This is a genomic window from Chryseobacterium sp. FR048 (assembly GCF_056844665.1).
The window spans coordinates 306,144-321,753 of record NZ_JBXDSE010000007.1 but is presented as its reverse complement, the minus strand read 5'-3'; the positions used below and the strand labels follow the sequence as shown (position 1 = coordinate 321,753).

Below are 15,610 nucleotides of genomic sequence, written 5' to 3'. Positions count from 1 at the left end.
TACATTTGTATTCATTAAGAACACGCAGAATTATGCTAGGAATCGGCGAAAAACCCTTTGGGGAATATTTTGTATTGCTGAATGAGGAGGGCTCCGGAATTTATTTTGGTGAGACGGGTAGGGTAAGACGTGAAGATCATGACAATAGAAAACAATCTGATGAAGAATAATATTTCGCTGTTAATCGGCCTGAAAAACAACCTTGAGTATTCAAAAAGGTGTTACCACTCCATAAGAGAAAACTATCCGGATACAGAGATTGTCTTTGTAAGCTACGGAAGTTCGGACGGAACTCATGAATGGCTGGATTCTTTGCAGGACCAAAATCTGGTTTATTTTTCCAATGCAGAGGAGAAAACACTTTCAGATACTTATAATAAAGCGATAGAAATTGCGACCAAAGACTATATCTGTTTTTTACACAATGATATGGTAATAGGAAGAAATTTTCTTTCTTCTCTTGAAAAAGTATTACTGGAAAATAATCTGGTATACTATAAAGTGATTGAACCCCCTATTTTTGCTTCAGACAAAAGATTGTGGAAAGAAATTCAGGATTTCGGAAGTGATTTTGAAACCTTTCAGTTCGACGCCTTTTTTCAGTTTGAAAATAATCAGGAACCACAAAAAGGAGAGTATACCGAGGATGTAAGCTTTTTCCTTGCGGCCAAAAAAGAAGTGCTGGTAAAAATAAACGGACTTGATCCGCTTTTCAAACCAATGTTCTGTGAAGACGATGATCTTATTTTAAGATTGAGAATGTCCGGCGAAAAAACGTTTGTGTGCCCGGATGCTCTGGTGTACCATTTCGTAAGCAAAACTTCAAGGTTTTCTGAAGAGTTTCAGAACAAAACCCGTAAAATTGAAGAAAGCTCACTTCGCAATTTTATACGTAAATGGGGCTTTTCCAATCAATCGAAGACCAAAAAGAAGCTGCAGTATGGATTGGTTCTGGAAAATCCTACGGATGAGGCAGTCAGAGAACTGGAAATATTTGTGGACCATATCTATTCAGACTATAATGCCGGTCAATATATTGCAGACGAGCAAAAAAATACCCGATTTGATCTGAAGGAAAAATTCAGGACCAAAAATGCAGATGTGACTGATGATGTCATCATCAGATTTGATGCTCAGAAACTTGTTGATAAAAACAGATATACTTTCAGAAACCTTGCTGATTGTATTGAAGATAAAAAGAACTCGGAAAGAAATATTTTTGACAAGCTTTTCGGAAAACCGAATCATTTTAAAATCAATAACCTGAAGTTTGAAATACAGAAGGATCAGTCTTACGAACAACAATTAATAATCAGAAAAAATGTTTGATTTTTTTAAACCCATAACGATTACTTACGGGATCACTGTCTGTAATGAACACAAGGAACTCAAGATCCTTTTAGATATACTATTACCGTTGATTGATAAGAATGATGAAGTTCTCATCCTGAGAGATGTCACCAATCCTGATCAGAAAGTAGGAGCGCTTTTAGATTCTTATAAGTCTAAAATAAATGTTATTGAAGCAAAACTGAACGGAGACTTTGCCACTTTCAAAAACAGGCTGATTGAAAATGCAAAATCCAGATACCTGTTCCAGATCGATGCTGATGAATATCCTACAGAGCATTTTATTAAAACTTTGAAACCTTATCTGAAAAAAGAAAAGAGTGTGGAAATGTTTTTCGTGCCGAGAATCAATATTGTGGAAGGCATCACAGAAGAATATGTGAAGCAGATGGGCTGGGAAATAAATGAAGAAGGATACATCAACTTTCCGGATTATCAGGCAAGAATTATCAAAAACAATAAGAAAATCTTCTGGAAAAATAAAGTACATGAAGTGCTTTACGGGAACAAAAACTTTACGGAAGTACCCAAAAAGTACGAATTGTCTTTGATTCACAAGAAGAATATCGAAAGACAGAAGATGCAGAATGATTTTTATGAAACGCTGGAAGATTAATCCGTTGAATTATTTAGAAAAATGAGAATGGCAGATTTAGGAATTAACGTTTTTGGATTTATTAATGGTGAATTTGGCATCGCTGAAGCGACAAGGCTGAATTGTAAGGCGATACAGACGGTAGGAGTTCCGATCAGTCTGATCAATTATAATGTGAACACCAATCACAACAATAATGATCTTACTTTTACGGAGTTCTCCGATCATGCGCCGTACCCAATCAATCTGATCCAGATTTCACCGTCCGAGACCCCGAACTTTTTTGATTATTTTGATCATTCTTTCTTTAAAGATAAATACAATATTCTTTATATGGCCTGGGAGTCGGAGACCATTCCCGAAGATTATGTGATGAATATGAATCTCTTTGATGAGATCTGGACACCATCCACCTACTGCAAAAACTGTATTGAAAAATATGTGGGGCTTCCGGTACGAGTGATTCCGCATCCTATCAATATCGATCTAAAGGAAACTGATGATGAAGAAGCCCTGAACTTTTACAGTAAGGACCTTTTTAATTTTCTTTTCATCTTTGATTACAACAGTTCCGTTGACCGAAAGAATGTCATCAACCTGATCAAAGTTTTCAGAGAAACTTTTGACAAAGACGAAAATAACGCATTCCTTACAATCAAAACATCGAGATCCCAAAAGTTTCCTTCCGAAAAAGAACAGATTCTACAGGCTATCGGAGATTCAAAAAAGATAAAGATCGTTGAAAAGATTTTTGATAAAAATGCACTGAACTATGTGATCAGCAACTGTGACAGCTATATTTCTCTGCACAGATCCGAAGGTTTCGGGCTGACGATGGCGGAGGCGATGTATTTCAGCAAACCGGTTATTGCTACAGGATATTCAGGAAACCTTGAATTCATGAACGAAGAAAATAGTTTTCTGGTTTCAGCGGAAGTTATTGCTTCAGATTCTAATGTGATCAATTATGCCGCCAATACGGTTTGGTCTGAGCCTTCACTGCAGGAAGCTGCCACCTTTTTAAAAACGGTGTATGGAGGAAAAGAACCGGTACAGGAAAAAGCGGCAAAAGGACAGCAGACCATTATAAACGACCTTTCCCTGAAAAGAGTAGGAGAGCTGATTAAAAGCAGATGTGAGGAGCTTTTTGCGGAGAAAAGAATAGAGCAGAATAAATCTACACTGATCAAACTTTATGTGGAAAACATCTTATTGAAAAAAGATCTCAGGATTTATAAGAAAAGTGCCCCGATCCAGTTTATTTACAATATCAAAATGTATTTCAGAAATAGAAAAGGCAAGAAGTAGTTACTTCTTGCCTTTGATTTTTTTAAGGAAAGCATTCACTTTCTTTCTTGCTTTGTTGTAGAGCGTTCTTTCCAGATAGTTCACTTTGGTATTCAACCTTTCGATTTCGCTCAGGTAAAAGACATTATTCACATCATTTCCACCGCTGCTTTCTTTTTTGCCAAATCCATCAATAAAGTTAAGCCGTATGTTGAACAATTCTCCTATGGAAGTAAGGGAGAAGTTATCGGCGATCTGAGACTTTGCATTTTCTCTTCTGCTCTCCTGTGCATCAAAATTATTTTTAATATACAGAAGCTTGGCAATAGCATCCTGAAGACTTGGTTTGGCGAGAGTAAGACCTTCGTCAATTAACCCTTTTGTATTAGCTGTTTTGATAAATTCGTACTGTACCAGAAAGCTGTTATTCACATTCATAAAATCCAGATTCCCGGAATAGCCGGTTCCTACTACAATTTTTCCATAAGCCATAGCCTCGGCCATCGTCAGTCCGAAACCTTCTGCACCGTGAAGGGAGATCAGTACATCAGACTGTTGGATCAGAGAATGTAGCTTTTCTTTAGAAAAATGGTCATTAATGATAATGACATTGGGGATATTGTTGTAAGGTTCCAATGCTTTCTGAGCATCTTTACTTCTCTCCAGGTTATGGGTTTTTACAATAAGGATGCTGTTTTTATCCTCTTTGAAAACCGTTGTGAAAGCTTCCAGTGTTGCTTCCGGATTTTTTCTGATGGTGGTACTCAGAGAGTCAAAGATTGTAAGATAGATTTTTGAATCCGGGGAGATATTGTATTGGCTGAGATCAAAATCTTTTGATTCTGCCATTTTCTGAATAGGATGGGAAAACCTGATCACAGGAATACCTGTATATTTTGTGAAAATATTGACACAGAAATCACTAGGGACCCAAAGCTCATCAAATACATTCAGAATTTCAACCACTTTATCCGAAACTTCAGGAAATTCCCAGGCCCAATAGATGATATTATAATGGTCTTTAAGATTAAGATCCTGATTTTTGGAGAAAAAATTGTTGATAAAGTTGATGTTAATGTGGAAAACATTAATCGAAGTTTCTACTTTCTGTGCAGAACTGTTTTCAATTCTTTCGAAAGTTTCACTGGAATAATTGATGCGGTTTACATGGATGCCTACTGCTTCCAAAGCTAGAGCATTCAGACGTGTGGCTTCGGAAATTCCGAAATTTCCATCAAAAAAACCGTGGTAGTTTACACTTAATGACATGGATTATAATGTTTTAAGTTTTTCTTTTACTTCTTCAGGAGAAAATGCTCTCAGGCTGTCAATGGAGTTTTGGCTGAGTGTATTCCAGAGTTCTTCATTGGTATTCAGCTGAAGAATGGCTTCTGCAAAGCTCTTTTCATCATTGGCGATCAGTACATTTTTATGATCGGTAAGTTTCATTCCTTCAGCACCGATGTCTGTAGTGACCACCGGGAAATAATATTCAAAAGCCTGTCCGATCTTTCCTTTTACCCCTGCTCCAAATCTTAAAGGGGCAACCATGATTTTTGAATTCATGAACAGCGCTTCGATACTTTCTACAAAACCTAAAAATTTAAATTTAGGATATTGTTTTATATCAAGCTTTTCGGCCACATTACCAATGATGCTGACCTCTAGTTCAGGATTGGTTTTCCATACCAAAGGCATGATCTTTTCATATAAAAACTTTACGGCGTCAATATTCGGTTCATGGATAGAACCGATGAAGATAATTCCTTTACTTTCACTGAAGTTCTTTCGCTCAGAAATATCAATTTTAGGATAATGGATATTGGAAACGGTGATGATCTTGTTTTTATCTGCATATTGGGCCATAATCTCCTTTTCCTTATCAGATATGGCAATAATATAATCCAGTTGCGGGGCGATCACGGTTTCCAGGCGGAAAAAATGTTTATAATTTTTCTTTAGAGAAATACGGCTCGGCTCCAGTTCAATCGCTCTTTTAAATCTTAAAAAATGGATATCCACCATGTCGTAAATGAATCGGGTACGGGGGAGAATACTTTTCATCTTTTTATAGAACAGATTCAGGGCAAGAGGCCCGTTGAACCAAACATAATCTATATTTTTAAAAGAGGAAATGAAGGCGTAAATATTTTTGTACTTATGGTTTTCGGTATAAACAATGACATTGTGCTGCTGATAAAATTTCACATAAGAATTATCTTCAAAGATATGAGGAGCAAACAAAATGCAGTTGTATCCCAGTTCCCTGTAGATTAAAATAAGTTCTTTCAGCCTGTTGGCTCCGGACTCTTTATCGTGGGCAGGAAAATCTCTTGAAGCAAAAAGAATTGTTTTTTTAGCAGCGTCATACAGGTGAATGTTGACAATGTCCTGAGTTTGGAGGTCTTTGAGTTTTTCTTTTCTTTCGAAGTGTTTTTTTATTTTTTTTAAGATTCCCATTTGCTAGTTTTTAGTGTCCAGTTCAAAAACTTTATTCACCCAACTGTCCAACGTGTATCTGTAATAGATTTCATCCGGAATTTTTTCGTAGGGTTTTTCAAAAAAAGCTTTGTCAAGATTACTAATATTTTCGTTTAAAATCAAAATATTATTGGGATTGTAAAAATCGTAGGTTTTAATAGCCTCATTATCGGTAATGATTTTCTTTTCCAAAGCCATTGCCTCAAAGACTCTGAAGCTGAGACCATACTGTCCTTCACGCATCAGATCAAGCAAAACCCTTGAGTTTTTATAATATTTGGGAAGGTCATTATGAGGAATCTTTTTGATGCTGAAGATCAGGAAAAGATTTTTAGGAACCTGAATAAATATATTGGTAAGCTGATGTTTCCATGATTTTTTTCCAATCACCATGATCTGGAACTTCAGTCCCTGATCGATTAATTTTTTGGCCAGTAACTTTATCATTGAAACTCTTCGGCTGTCATAAGACGTGATATAAAAGAGATCCATCTCCGGATGCTGAGCTTCTTTAGGAGTATGAGGAAGGTATATATAGTTGGTTATTTTTTCGAAACCATGTTTCTTCACATCAATTCTGTCAAAAGAAAAGACTTTGTCAAAAAGATAGAGCTTATCTTCTACAGGTACTCTTTCAAGGTTGTCATAAAGATAAGTAATCAGTCTGTCTGTATATTTTCTGATCTTCTGAAGTGTAGACAGGTCAAAAGTATCCGGATTCAGTACCAGTATCTGATCCTGATGTCCCAATTTTTCCAAAGAGTCCAGAACGTATTTCTGTCTCTTTTCCGTTTTAAGATTTTTGTTTAAGAAAGTTTTGCTTAAGGCATTCACTGCCCTTTCGTTGAAGTTGGAATGCGTAACCGAACTGATCTTTATATGATGTGCAGCAATACCCTTTTTGCATAATGTTTGAACAATATACTTATCATAATCCCAAAAATCATAACTAATGATACAAATCTTCATCCAACTAATTTTGCTCTTTTTTTAATGATTCAAATGTTTCAAACACGCTTAAAGATTGCAGGTAGGACAGCTGATAGCCTTCCTTTCCGTCTAAAACACCAAGTCTCATTATATAGGCTTTAAAGAATTTAAAAGCAGTTTTAAGATATTGCATCACAACACTGTATTTTTTTCCTTTTGCAGCCAGTTCTTTCCCCTTTAAAACTCCATAGTGAATCATTTTCTTTTTATACGATTCATAATCTGAAACGGAGTAATGAAGTAATTTATTTTTTAATATCCCGATACTTCCATTAACCTCCAGGGTTTCATGTACTTTTTTTCCGTCCATATATCTGGCCTTCGATTTTCTGAAGAGCCTGAAATTTTTATCAGACTGCGTCCCTGAGAAATGGATCGGTTTTTCGGCGAAAAAGAATTTCCTGTAAAAATAATAGGCATCCTTTTGCTCGGGTTTGTTTAGCTCATCTATAATTTCCTGTCTCAAAGCAGGGGTAATTCTTTCATCTCCATCTAAAAATAATACCCAATCATTTTTTGCGGCATCAAGAGCTAAATTTCTTTGTTTTGTAAAGTCTTCAAATATGTTCTGAACGACCTTTACATGGGGGAATTTTTTCGCAATTTCTACAGTTTTATCCGTGCTGAATGAGTCTACTACGATGATTTCATCACAAAAATCAAAAGATTCAAGCACTTCCTGTATGTTTTTTTCTTCATTATATGTTATGATTAAACCACTTATATTCATCATAACGGTTTGTTTGACAGGGAAATAGTTTGCATTTCCTGAATGTTGTTTTAAAATAGTTTTAATCTGCCAAAGATAAGTTTTAATTTGAACTTTATAAACGAATCTTTGCCTTTTATATCTACCCTGCACAGCTCGTACGGATGCTGTGTAGGAAAATAATTGACCTTGTTACCAATTCTTACTGCAAAATCGATTCCTATTTCTTTCAATATAGAAAAAAATCTATTTTTTTCTGATTCTTTAACAGGGTACTTGCCATACGGATAGGCCAGAATTTTTGAAAATTCTATATTTTGAGCCTCCAGAATTTCCATATTCCTTTTAAGATCTTCTTTTACAAAATCAGCAGAAACATTTTTCAGGTTTTCATGGGCATGGCTGTGAAGAGCAATTTCAAAATATTTCTTATCCAGACTCCGGATCTCTTCAAAGGTCATCATTTCAAAATCTTTATATCCTTTTTCGATGAATGCCGTTGGAATAAAAATCGTTGCCTTCAGATTATATTTTTCCAGCAGTGACGGGAGATATTCAAAATTATTCCTATATCCGTCATCAAAGGTAATCATAATATTTTTTTGAGTGGGGATACTGAGTTCCGAAAAGAATTTGGAAGTATATTTTTTTTTGCTCAGATAGCTGAATTGCTGCTCAAGATTGTTTAAACTTACGGTAAGATCTTCGTTGGTTTCCTGTGCTATCTGATGATACATAAGGATGATCAGCCTGTTTTTTGGGAAAGCAAAAAGGTAGAGACGAAAATACAGGACAACAAAAGCTGTCATGGCAAGTAATACGAAATAAAAGATCATGCTGTTTTTCCGGATTTTTGTTCAATTTCGAGTAGCCTTATTTTCTCACGAAGCTTGATGTACTTCAAAAAGGTGTAGTAAGACATTGTTTTTGCAATGTAAAAACCAGGAAATCCATCCAGGAAACCTAATTTAAAAATGAAAACTTTGATAAACTCAAAAATAGGGCTCACAATGATTTTGAAACGGTTGATCTTTTTTCCCTTTTCAAACATTTTTTCTGCCATCATATCCGAATATTTGTTGATTTTCGAAACATGATGATGAATGCTTTTGTAGGTGTAATGGTCTATTTTACCCTCCAAAAGACCCGCTTTCTGATCGGTAATTAAAAACTCATGTACCTTGTCATCAGAATAAGTTGCATATTTTTTTCTGAAGAGCCTTTCGCGGCAAACATTTCCCCAACCCCCGAATCTGATCAGGTGAATCCCAAGATGGTTGTTGAATTTTGCTTTATAAATATTGAATTCCGGGTTTTCTGAGGTGGCTATTTTTCTGATAGAATTTCTCAGTTTTTCATCCGGAACTTCGTCTGCATCGAGAAACAGAACCCAGTCATGGGAGCATAAATTAAGGGCATGGTTTTTTTGTTCACCATACCCATTAAATTTTTTCTCAAAGAATTTTACCTGAGGATATTGTTGAGTGCAAATCTCTTTTGTTTTGTCTGTAGAAAAACTATCGACAATGATAATTTCATCCACAGTATCTATAAGTGAATCTAGAAGTCTTACAATATTTTCTTCTTCATTATAGGTAATGATTGCAAGGGAAAGAGCCATTTATTTGAACTCGAGAATCGTTTTTTCGATGATCTTTACGCAATCCAATAGCTGTTCTTCAGTAATCACCAACGGCGGTGCCAGTCTGATGATATTACCATGAGTAGGTTTTGCCAATAATCCGTTTTCTTTCAGCTGCAGGCAAAGGTTCCATGCCGTAGAGCTTTCCGGAGTATCGTTGATCAGGATAGCGTTCAAAAGTCCTTTTCCTCTTACTTTGGTAATCAGGTCAGACTTTTCAATGATTTTTTCAATCTCAGCTCTGAATAACTGTCCAAGCTGTTCCGCTCTTTCAGATAATTTTTCTTCAGCAACAACGTCTAAAGCTGCTACTGCTACAGCACACGCAATCGGGTTTCCGCCAAATGTAGAACCATGTTGTCCAGGTTTGATAACATTCATGATGCTGTCATTCGCTAAAACTGCAGATACAGGATACATTCCTCCGGAAAGTGCTTTTCCTAGGATCAGAATATCGGGCTGCACATCTTCGTGGTGACAAGCGATTAATCTTCCTGTTCTTGCAATACCGGTCTGTACTTCATCGGCAATGAAAAGAACGTTGTGCTTTTTACACAGTTCAGAAGCATTTTTCAGGAAGTTTTCATCCGGAACATATACTCCTGCTTCTCCCTGAATAGGTTCTACAAGGAAAGCGGCAATATTCCCGGCTTCTCTGCTCAGAACTTCTTCAAGTGCTGCAATATCGTTGTAAGGAATTTTGATAAATCCTGGCGTAAAAGGTCCGTAGTTTTGGTTGGCATCCGGATCATTAGAGAAAGAAACGATCGTTGTTGTTCTTCCGTGGAAGTTATTTTCACAAACGATGATCTTTGCTGCATTTTCTGAAATTCCTTTTACTTCGTAGCTCCATTTTCTGGCAAGCTTTACAGCAGTTTCCACCGCTTCTGCCCCGGAGTTCATCGGTAATACTTTATCAAACCCAAAAAGAGTGGTAATCTTCTGCTCGTATTCTCCCAATTTAGAGTTGTAGAATGCTCTTGACGTTAAAGCTAGCTTCTGAGCCTGCTCTACCAATGCTCCTACGATCTTCGGGTGCGAGTGTCCCTGGTTCACAGCAGAATATGCTGAAAGAAAATCATAATACCTTTTGCCCTCTACATCCCAAACGAAAACACCTTCTCCACGATCCAGAACTACTGGAAGGGGGTGGTAATTGTGTGCTCCATGCTTGTCTTCAAGGTCAATAAAATACTGTGAGTTTTTTGTTGTTTCTGCTGTTGACATATTTGTTGATTTTCGACAAATTTAAGCAATATTAATGAGATAAAGTCTTGGGGAGTCATTGAGAAAATATTGAACTGTTTTTTTGAAAATCAGAATGAATAACTACACAAATGAAAAAACTGGTATTGATTATTTTTACCCTTATTTTTATCTATAGTTAGGACTCATGATAAAAAATATCTCCGGTTTGTAAATGATAACCTTGGGTTCTATAATTATTTTTTTAAAGAATAATTAACATATAAAATTTAAAAAAACTGAAACATATACCAATGCGGGGAAGAGGTGATCATCATTTTTAAAGCCTTTGTTATTATATTCAATAATTAAATGATATACTGCTTCTAGTATGTAATATCAAATACTTTTTCCATCTGCTTTTCGTTGATGGAGCTAGGTGTTGCCTTTAGTAAAGTATTGCGGAGCCAAGCTGCCAGACTGTTTTCATAATGAGAAACTTTACCAATTGTTGAACTCGTGTTGACGATGTAATGCGCTTTTTTCATACGCAGTTCTTCGTATTGTTTGAAAACTTCATCTACATTTTTTCCTTCACCAAAAAGTTTTCCGATAACGTAGGCGTCTTCAATGGCCTGGCAGGCACCTTGTCCCATATTAGGAGTTGTTGCATGTGCAGCATCACCAATCAAACAAACGCGATCTTTTTGCCATTGATAAATAGGTTCCAAATCGATAATGTCGTTGACGAATATTTTCTCTTTAGGTGTTTCGGAAATCATTCTTGGAACTTCCGGATTAAAATCAGCGAAAAGCTCAGCAAGATGATTCGGATTTTTAACCAGATTTTCATTAATCACAGCATACCAATAGACTTTTTGGTCGTTAATCCTTACAAATCCAAAACGTTTACCCTTTCCCCAGGCTTCAACGGCTTGATGATTGTATTTTGCGGTCCAGTCAAATTCGCTGACACCGCGCCAGCATTTCTGTTTGGAGGATCTTAATTTTCCAATGTTGAAAACTTGCTGCCGCACTACCGATTTAATTCCATCTGCACCTATAACCACATCTGTATTAACGAAGCTTCCGTCTTCAAAAGTGAGTTGATAGCCGTTTCCCTGTTCGATTTTGGATAAGCGTTTGGAGAGTTTGATATTTTCAAAACCAATTTCCTCAGCCAGAATCATTTGCAAATCGGCACGATGAATCGCTGTATTGTATACTCCATATTTACGCTCAAATGTATCCAGTTGTACATCTGATAAGGTCTTGAGCTGTGGATCGGTAATTGTAATGGTTGAAATTTTGTGGCCTGCTTTTTCTATCTTCTGACGAATGCCAAGCTTGTCAAAAACCTGCATTGCATTATTGGCCATGATAATTCCGGCACCTACGGGTTTTATTTCGGTTGCACTTTCGTAAATGGTAACATCCAGATTATTTTTTAGTAAGGCCAGAGCTGTTGTCAAACCGCCAATTCCGCCACCAATAATTGCTACTTTCATTGTGATTACATTTATATTATGAGACAAAATTAAAGGTCAGAAAAACCAAAGACGTTCACTTAAGTTAACTTTTGAACGAGTAAATTCTTTTCCGGATTCTGCTCAGTGATTGTGGTGTAATTCCTAAGTAAGAGGAAATATATTTCTGTGGAATTTTGTTCAGGATTTCGGGTGACTTTTTCAATAAATTGAGATAGCGTTCTTCCGGTGTATAAAAAAACAATTCGTCCAGTCTTTGTTTCGCATCCAAAAAAGCTAAATCGGATATACGTTTTGCTAATTCAATCCAAAAAATATCTTTTTGAATTAATGCCTCAATATCTTTTTTATCAAAATATAAAACTTCCGTTTTTAGAAGAGTCTTTATAGCTGCTGTTGATTTTTTGCCGGTGATATAGCTTGCATAATCGCCAATCACATCATTATTCACTTGCAAAAGATAGCTGATGTCTTCCCCTTTTTCATTGATATAATAAATCCGTACAGCACCATTCAAAATGAATCCCAAACGATTAAAAACGCCATTTTTAGGTTCTATAACTTTGTTTTTATCATAATTTTCGATGTAACAAATCTCCAAAAATTCCTCCACACGCTCCATTGAAATTTGAAGTGTCTCTGCTAATTTCTCTTTTATTGCTGATGTCATTGCTTCTATGTCAATTTGAATTGATGCTACAATAAAATTTATCTTTTGTCATTACAAAAATAACTTTTCCTATTCGACTATGTTCAAAAATAAATCCTCGATGGGAGAGAGTAAACAGTATGATTATTGTGGCTTTGGAGGCTCCTTTTTCTTCTCCGTTGGATTCTGGAAATAATTACGATAAGAATCAATCATTGCGTTGTTTCCAAAAATAAATAATCCGTCACACATGCCGTGCGACGGATTATTAAAGGTTATATATTAAATAATCTTAGTGATTATCATATTTTCTATCCATTACAAAATCTTCCATGAATTTTGTAGTGTAGTTTCCTGCAAGATAATCTTCATTATCCATCAGTTGTCTGTGGAAAGGAATTGTTGTTTTTACTCCTTCAATATAGAATTCTTCCAGAGCACGTCTCATTTTTGCAATCGCTTCCTCACGGGTTTGAGCCGTAGTGATAAGCTTAGCAATCATAGAGTCGTAGTTAGAAGGGATTGTATATCCGGAATACACGTGAGTATCTACTCTGATTCCGTGTCCGCCAGGGATGTTTAATCCTGTGATTTTTCCCGGAGACGGTCTGAAGTCTGCATAAGGATCTTCAGCGTTGATTCTACATTCGATAGAATGTAATTTTGGATAATAGTTGATTCCTGAAATAGGTGTTCCTGCAGCTAAAAGAATCTGTTCTCTGATCAGGTCATAATCAATTACCTGCTCAGTAATAGGGTGCTCTACCTGGATTCTTGTATTCATTTCCATGAAATAGAAATTTCTGTGCTTGTCTACAAGGAATTCGATAGTTCCTACTCCTTCGTACCCGATGAATTCAGCAGCTTTTACAGCAGCGTCACCCATTTTCTCACGAAGCTCGTCTGTCATGAACGGAGAAGGTGTTTCCTCGGTCAGTTTCTGATTTCTTCTCTGTACAGAACAGTCTCTTTCAGAAAGGTGGCAAGCTTTACCGAATTGGTCACCTGCAACCTGAATTTCGATGTGTCTAGGCTCTTCGATCAGTTTTTCCATGTACATTCCTCCGTTACCAAAGGCAGCCACAGCTTCCTGAATTGCAGATTCCCAGTGATCTTTAAGGTCTTCAGCTTTCCATACAGCTCTCATTCCTTTACCACCACCACCGGCTGTTGCTTTGATCATGACAGGGTATCCTGTTTCTTCGGCAACTTTTACAGCGTGCTCGTAAGACTCGATCAAACCGTCAGAACCTGGTACACATGGTACTCCTGCTGCTTTCATGGTAGCTTTAGCGTTCGCTTTATCTCCCATTTTCTCGATCTGTTCAGGGGAAGCACCAATAAATTTGATCCCGTTCTTCTGGCAGATTCTTGAGAAATTAGCATTTTCAGATAAGAATCCGTATCCTGGGTGGATAGCGTCTGCATTGGTAATTTCTGCAGCAGCAATAATGTTAGGGATTTTAAGGTATGAGTCTTTGCTCATCGCAGGACCAATACAAACCGCTTCGTCAGCAAATCTTACGTGAAGACTGTCTTTATCTGCAGTAGAGTATACCGCAACGGTTTTGATTCCCATTTCTTTACAAGTACGTAAAATACGCATTGCAATTTCGCCACGATTGGCTATTAATATTTTTTTGAACATCTTCTTCAATTTGAAAATTAGATAATTTGAAAATCAGATAATGTTATTTTAATGTAGAATTTAATCTAACATCTAATGTCTAACATCTAACTTCTAAATTAAGATGGATCTACTAAGAATAATGGTTGGTCATATTCTACCGGAGTAGCATCGTCAACTAAGATTTTAACGATTTTTCCGCTGATTTCAGATTCAATCTGGTTGAATAATTTCATTGCTTCAATTACGCAAACTACTTTACCAACAGAAACTTCGTCACCTACGTTTACGAATACATCTTTATCCGGAGATGGCTTTCTATAGAAAGTACCGATCATTGGAGATTTGATCGTTACATATTTGCTGTCATCAGATGCAGCTTCAGCTTTTTCAGCAGGGGCAGCAGCCGGAGTGGCAACAGGTGCCGGAGCAGCTACCGCTTGTGGTGCAGTGTGGTATACTGCAGGTTGTGCATAAACAGCATCGCTTCCAGCTAATGGAGTTTTAATAGTGATTTCGAAATCTTTAGTCTTGTACTTCACCTCTGATACTTCAGCCTTAGATACAAACTTGATAAGATTTTGTATGTCTTTAATGTCCATAAATTTGATATTTGATTTGATGCCAAAGATACCAAAAAAACGTAAAAAACAACAAAAAACCGCCAAATTTTATCAAAATTGGGCGGTTTTTGTATTAAAATGAGGCTTTTTCAGCGAAAAGCGACTCTTAGTTTTCTTCAGTAGCAGCTACTTCTTTTTCCAATACTACTTTACCTCTGTAGTAAAGTTTCCCTTCATGCCAGTGAGCTCTGTGGTATAGGTGAAGCTCTCCTGTTGTTGCATCTTTAGCTAATTGAGGAACTACAGCTTTGTAGTGAGTTCTTCTCTTATCTCTTCTTGTAGACGACTGTCTTCTCTTTGGATGTGCCATTTTCTAATAACTTTTTTAATTGATGAGCGATGAGATTCATCATCTCATCATATTTAAATTATTCTATTTAATTATTGTCTCTTAATTTTCTTAAAGCATCCCATCTCGGGTCACTTTCATGTTCTTCCTCTTCCTCAATATCTTTAGGACTGAACTGGTCAAGGATTTTGATGTCTTCATCACTTACATTCGGTGAAATCTTTTTCATCGGGATAGAAAGCATTACATTTTCGTAGATCAGATGTGCTACATTGAAGGCATGCTCTCCGGTAGGAATCGTAATGACATCTTCATTGCTGTCATCATATTCTTCCCCGAAATTCACCAGAATTTTGATTTCATTCTCAATAGGATAGTCGAAGTCTTCATTTGTGATGTCACAAACCAGCTCTACCAAACCTTTTATTTTAATCTCAAACTCTAAAAAAGTAGTGTGCTTATCCAGTAAGACATTCACTTCTATCCTAGGATTTGTAAATTCCTGCTCAGTGTCAAATAATTGAAAGAACGTTTTATCTATCTCAAACTTGAACTCGTGTTTCCCGTTTTTAAGTCCGGAAAAGCTTACGTCATAGTTTCTTAACTTGTCCATAAAATGAGTGTGCAAAAATATGCATTTTTTTTATAATAACAAATAAAATTCCAAACAAATTAATTTAAAATTTGTTTCAACAA

The 15,610-nt window shown here is 36.5% G+C and carries 17 protein-coding genes; 4 read left to right on the top strand and 13 right to left on the bottom strand.

Annotated elements, in window-relative coordinates; all coding sequences use genetic code 11:
* The first annotated feature begins 32 nt into the window (after window positions 1–32).
* The 4 genes from AC106K_RS20210 to AC106K_RS20195 are packed head-to-tail and all read left to right on the top strand — an operon-like array spanning window position 33 to window position 3,253.
* Window positions 33–170 (top strand): hypothetical protein, encoded by a 138-nt coding sequence (locus tag AC106K_RS20210; protein ID WP_482447242.1) that lies wholly within the window; start codon window positions 33–35, stop codon window positions 168–170.
* Entirely contained in the window at window positions 160–1,329 is a 1,170-nt protein-coding gene (locus AC106K_RS20205) for a glycosyltransferase family 2 protein (protein WP_482447241.1), read from the top strand. The genes AC106K_RS20210 and AC106K_RS20205 overlap by 11 nt, the downstream gene beginning before the upstream one ends.
* Complete coding sequence (locus AC106K_RS20200) at window positions 1,322–1,966, top strand: glycosyltransferase (RefSeq protein WP_482447240.1); 645 nt, start codon at window positions 1,322–1,324, stop codon at window positions 1,964–1,966. Before AC106K_RS20205 ends, AC106K_RS20200 begins: the two co-directional genes overlap by 8 nt.
* 27 nt (window positions 1,967–1,993) lie before the next feature.
* Window positions 1,994–3,253, top strand: coding sequence for a glycosyltransferase (locus tag AC106K_RS20195; RefSeq protein WP_482447239.1), 1,260 nt, complete (start codon window positions 1,994–1,996; stop codon window positions 3,251–3,253).
* Here the strand turns inward: AC106K_RS20195 and AC106K_RS20190 are convergent, their stop codons facing one another.
* The 13 genes from AC106K_RS20190 to AC106K_RS20130 form a co-directional block, all read right to left on the bottom strand.
* On the bottom strand, window positions 3,254–4,501 hold the full coding sequence (locus AC106K_RS20190; RefSeq protein ID WP_482447238.1) for a glycosyltransferase: 1,248 nt from the start codon (window positions 4,499–4,501) through the stop codon (window positions 3,254–3,256).
* Between the two features lie 3 nt (window positions 4,502–4,504).
* Window positions 4,505–5,692 carry a glycosyltransferase family 4 protein gene (locus AC106K_RS20185; RefSeq protein ID WP_482447237.1) on the bottom strand — a complete coding sequence of 396 codons (1,188 nt, stop codon included), beginning with the start codon at window positions 5,690–5,692 and terminating at the stop codon, window positions 4,505–4,507.
* A 3-nt stretch (window positions 5,693–5,695) separates the two neighbouring features.
* A complete protein-coding gene (locus AC106K_RS20180) occupies window positions 5,696–6,682 on the bottom strand; it encodes a WaaS/CpsH family glycosyltransferase (protein WP_482447236.1) in 987 nt (328 codons plus the stop codon).
* A gap of 4 nt (window positions 6,683–6,686) precedes the next feature.
* The gene (locus AC106K_RS20175; RefSeq protein WP_482447234.1) at window positions 6,687–7,436 is read right to left on the bottom strand and encodes a glycosyltransferase family 2 protein; all 750 of its coding nucleotides are present in this window, start codon (window positions 7,434–7,436) and stop codon (window positions 6,687–6,689) included.
* A 47-nt stretch (window positions 7,437–7,483) separates the two neighbouring features.
* The gene (locus tag AC106K_RS20170; protein ID WP_482447233.1) at window positions 7,484–8,248 is read right to left on the bottom strand and encodes a polysaccharide deacetylase family protein; all 765 of its coding nucleotides are present in this window, start codon (window positions 8,246–8,248) and stop codon (window positions 7,484–7,486) included.
* Window positions 8,245–9,033, bottom strand: coding sequence for a glycosyltransferase family 2 protein (locus AC106K_RS20165; protein WP_482447232.1), 789 nt, complete (start codon window positions 9,031–9,033; stop codon window positions 8,245–8,247). Before AC106K_RS20165 ends, AC106K_RS20170 begins: the two co-directional genes overlap by 4 nt.
* Complete coding sequence (gene rocD, locus AC106K_RS20160; protein WP_482447231.1) at window positions 9,034–10,281, bottom strand: ornithine--oxo-acid transaminase; 1,248 nt, start codon at window positions 10,279–10,281, stop codon at window positions 9,034–9,036.
* A 344-nt stretch (window positions 10,282–10,625) separates the two neighbouring features.
* Entirely contained in the window at window positions 10,626–11,774 is a 1,149-nt protein-coding gene (locus AC106K_RS20155; protein ID WP_482447230.1) for an FAD-dependent monooxygenase, read from the bottom strand.
* A 37-nt stretch (window positions 11,775–11,811) separates the two neighbouring features.
* The gene (locus AC106K_RS20150) at window positions 11,812–12,396 is read right to left on the bottom strand and encodes a Crp/Fnr family transcriptional regulator (protein WP_482447229.1); all 585 of its coding nucleotides are present in this window, start codon (window positions 12,394–12,396) and stop codon (window positions 11,812–11,814) included.
* Window positions 12,397–12,667: 271 nt separating this feature from the next.
* Window positions 12,668–14,023, bottom strand: a complete 1,356-nt coding sequence (accC, locus tag AC106K_RS20145; RefSeq protein ID WP_045501198.1) for an acetyl-CoA carboxylase biotin carboxylase subunit — start codon at window positions 14,021–14,023, stop codon at window positions 12,668–12,670.
* 98 nt (window positions 14,024–14,121) lie between these two features.
* On the bottom strand, window positions 14,122–14,604 hold the full coding sequence (gene accB, locus AC106K_RS20140; RefSeq protein WP_065395338.1) for an acetyl-CoA carboxylase biotin carboxyl carrier protein: 483 nt from the start codon (window positions 14,602–14,604) through the stop codon (window positions 14,122–14,124).
* A gap of 127 nt (window positions 14,605–14,731) precedes the next feature.
* Window positions 14,732–14,935: a 50S ribosomal protein L32 gene (gene rpmF / locus AC106K_RS20135; protein ID WP_002976251.1), complete on the bottom strand. Its 204-nt coding sequence runs from the start codon at window positions 14,933–14,935 to the stop codon at window positions 14,732–14,734.
* A 67-nt stretch (window positions 14,936–15,002) separates the two neighbouring features.
* Window positions 15,003–15,527, bottom strand: a complete 525-nt coding sequence (locus AC106K_RS20130; protein WP_185288497.1) for a YceD family protein — start codon at window positions 15,525–15,527, stop codon at window positions 15,003–15,005.
* Window positions 15,528–15,610: the final 83 nt, after the last annotated feature.

Coding starts and splice junctions, on each gene's coding strand:
- AC106K_RS20200 (WP_482447240.1), top strand. CDS start 1,322: ATGTTTGATTTTTTTAAACCCATAACGATTACTTACGGGATCACTGTC.
- AC106K_RS20195 (WP_482447239.1), top strand. CDS start 1,994: ATGGCAGATTTAGGAATTAACGTTTTTGGATTTATTAATGGTGAATTT.
- accC (WP_045501198.1), bottom strand. CDS start 14,023: ATGTTCAAAAAAATATTAATAGCCAATCGTGGCGAAATTGCAATGCGT.
- AC106K_RS20175 (WP_482447234.1), bottom strand. CDS start 7,436: ATGATGAATATAAGTGGTTTAATCATAACATATAATGAAGAAAAAAAC.
- AC106K_RS20180 (WP_482447236.1), bottom strand. CDS start 6,682: ATGAAGATTTGTATCATTAGTTATGATTTTTGGGATTATGATAAGTAT.
- rpmF (WP_002976251.1), bottom strand. CDS start 14,935: ATGGCACATCCAAAGAGAAGACAGTCGTCTACAAGAAGAGATAAGAGA.
- AC106K_RS20170 (WP_482447233.1), bottom strand. CDS start 8,248: ATGATCTTTTATTTCGTATTACTTGCCATGACAGCTTTTGTTGTCCTG.
- rocD (WP_482447231.1), bottom strand. CDS start 10,281: ATGTCAACAGCAGAAACAACAAAAAACTCACAGTATTTTATTGACCTT.
- accB (WP_065395338.1), bottom strand. CDS start 14,604: ATGGACATTAAAGACATACAAAATCTTATCAAGTTTGTATCTAAGGCT.
- AC106K_RS20205 (WP_482447241.1), top strand. CDS start 160: ATGAAGAATAATATTTCGCTGTTAATCGGCCTGAAAAACAACCTTGAG.
- AC106K_RS20165 (WP_482447232.1), bottom strand. CDS start 9,033: ATGGCTCTTTCCCTTGCAATCATTACCTATAATGAAGAAGAAAATATT.
- AC106K_RS20130 (WP_185288497.1), bottom strand. CDS start 15,527: ATGGACAAGTTAAGAAACTATGACGTAAGCTTTTCCGGACTTAAAAAC.
- AC106K_RS20190 (WP_482447238.1), bottom strand. CDS start 4,501: ATGTCATTAAGTGTAAACTACCACGGTTTTTTTGATGGAAATTTCGGA.
- AC106K_RS20210 (WP_482447242.1), top strand. CDS start 33: ATGCTAGGAATCGGCGAAAAACCCTTTGGGGAATATTTTGTATTGCTG.
- AC106K_RS20185 (WP_482447237.1), bottom strand. CDS start 5,692: ATGGGAATCTTAAAAAAAATAAAAAAACACTTCGAAAGAAAAGAAAAA.
- AC106K_RS20150 (WP_482447229.1), bottom strand. CDS start 12,396: ATGACATCAGCAATAAAAGAGAAATTAGCAGAGACACTTCAAATTTCA.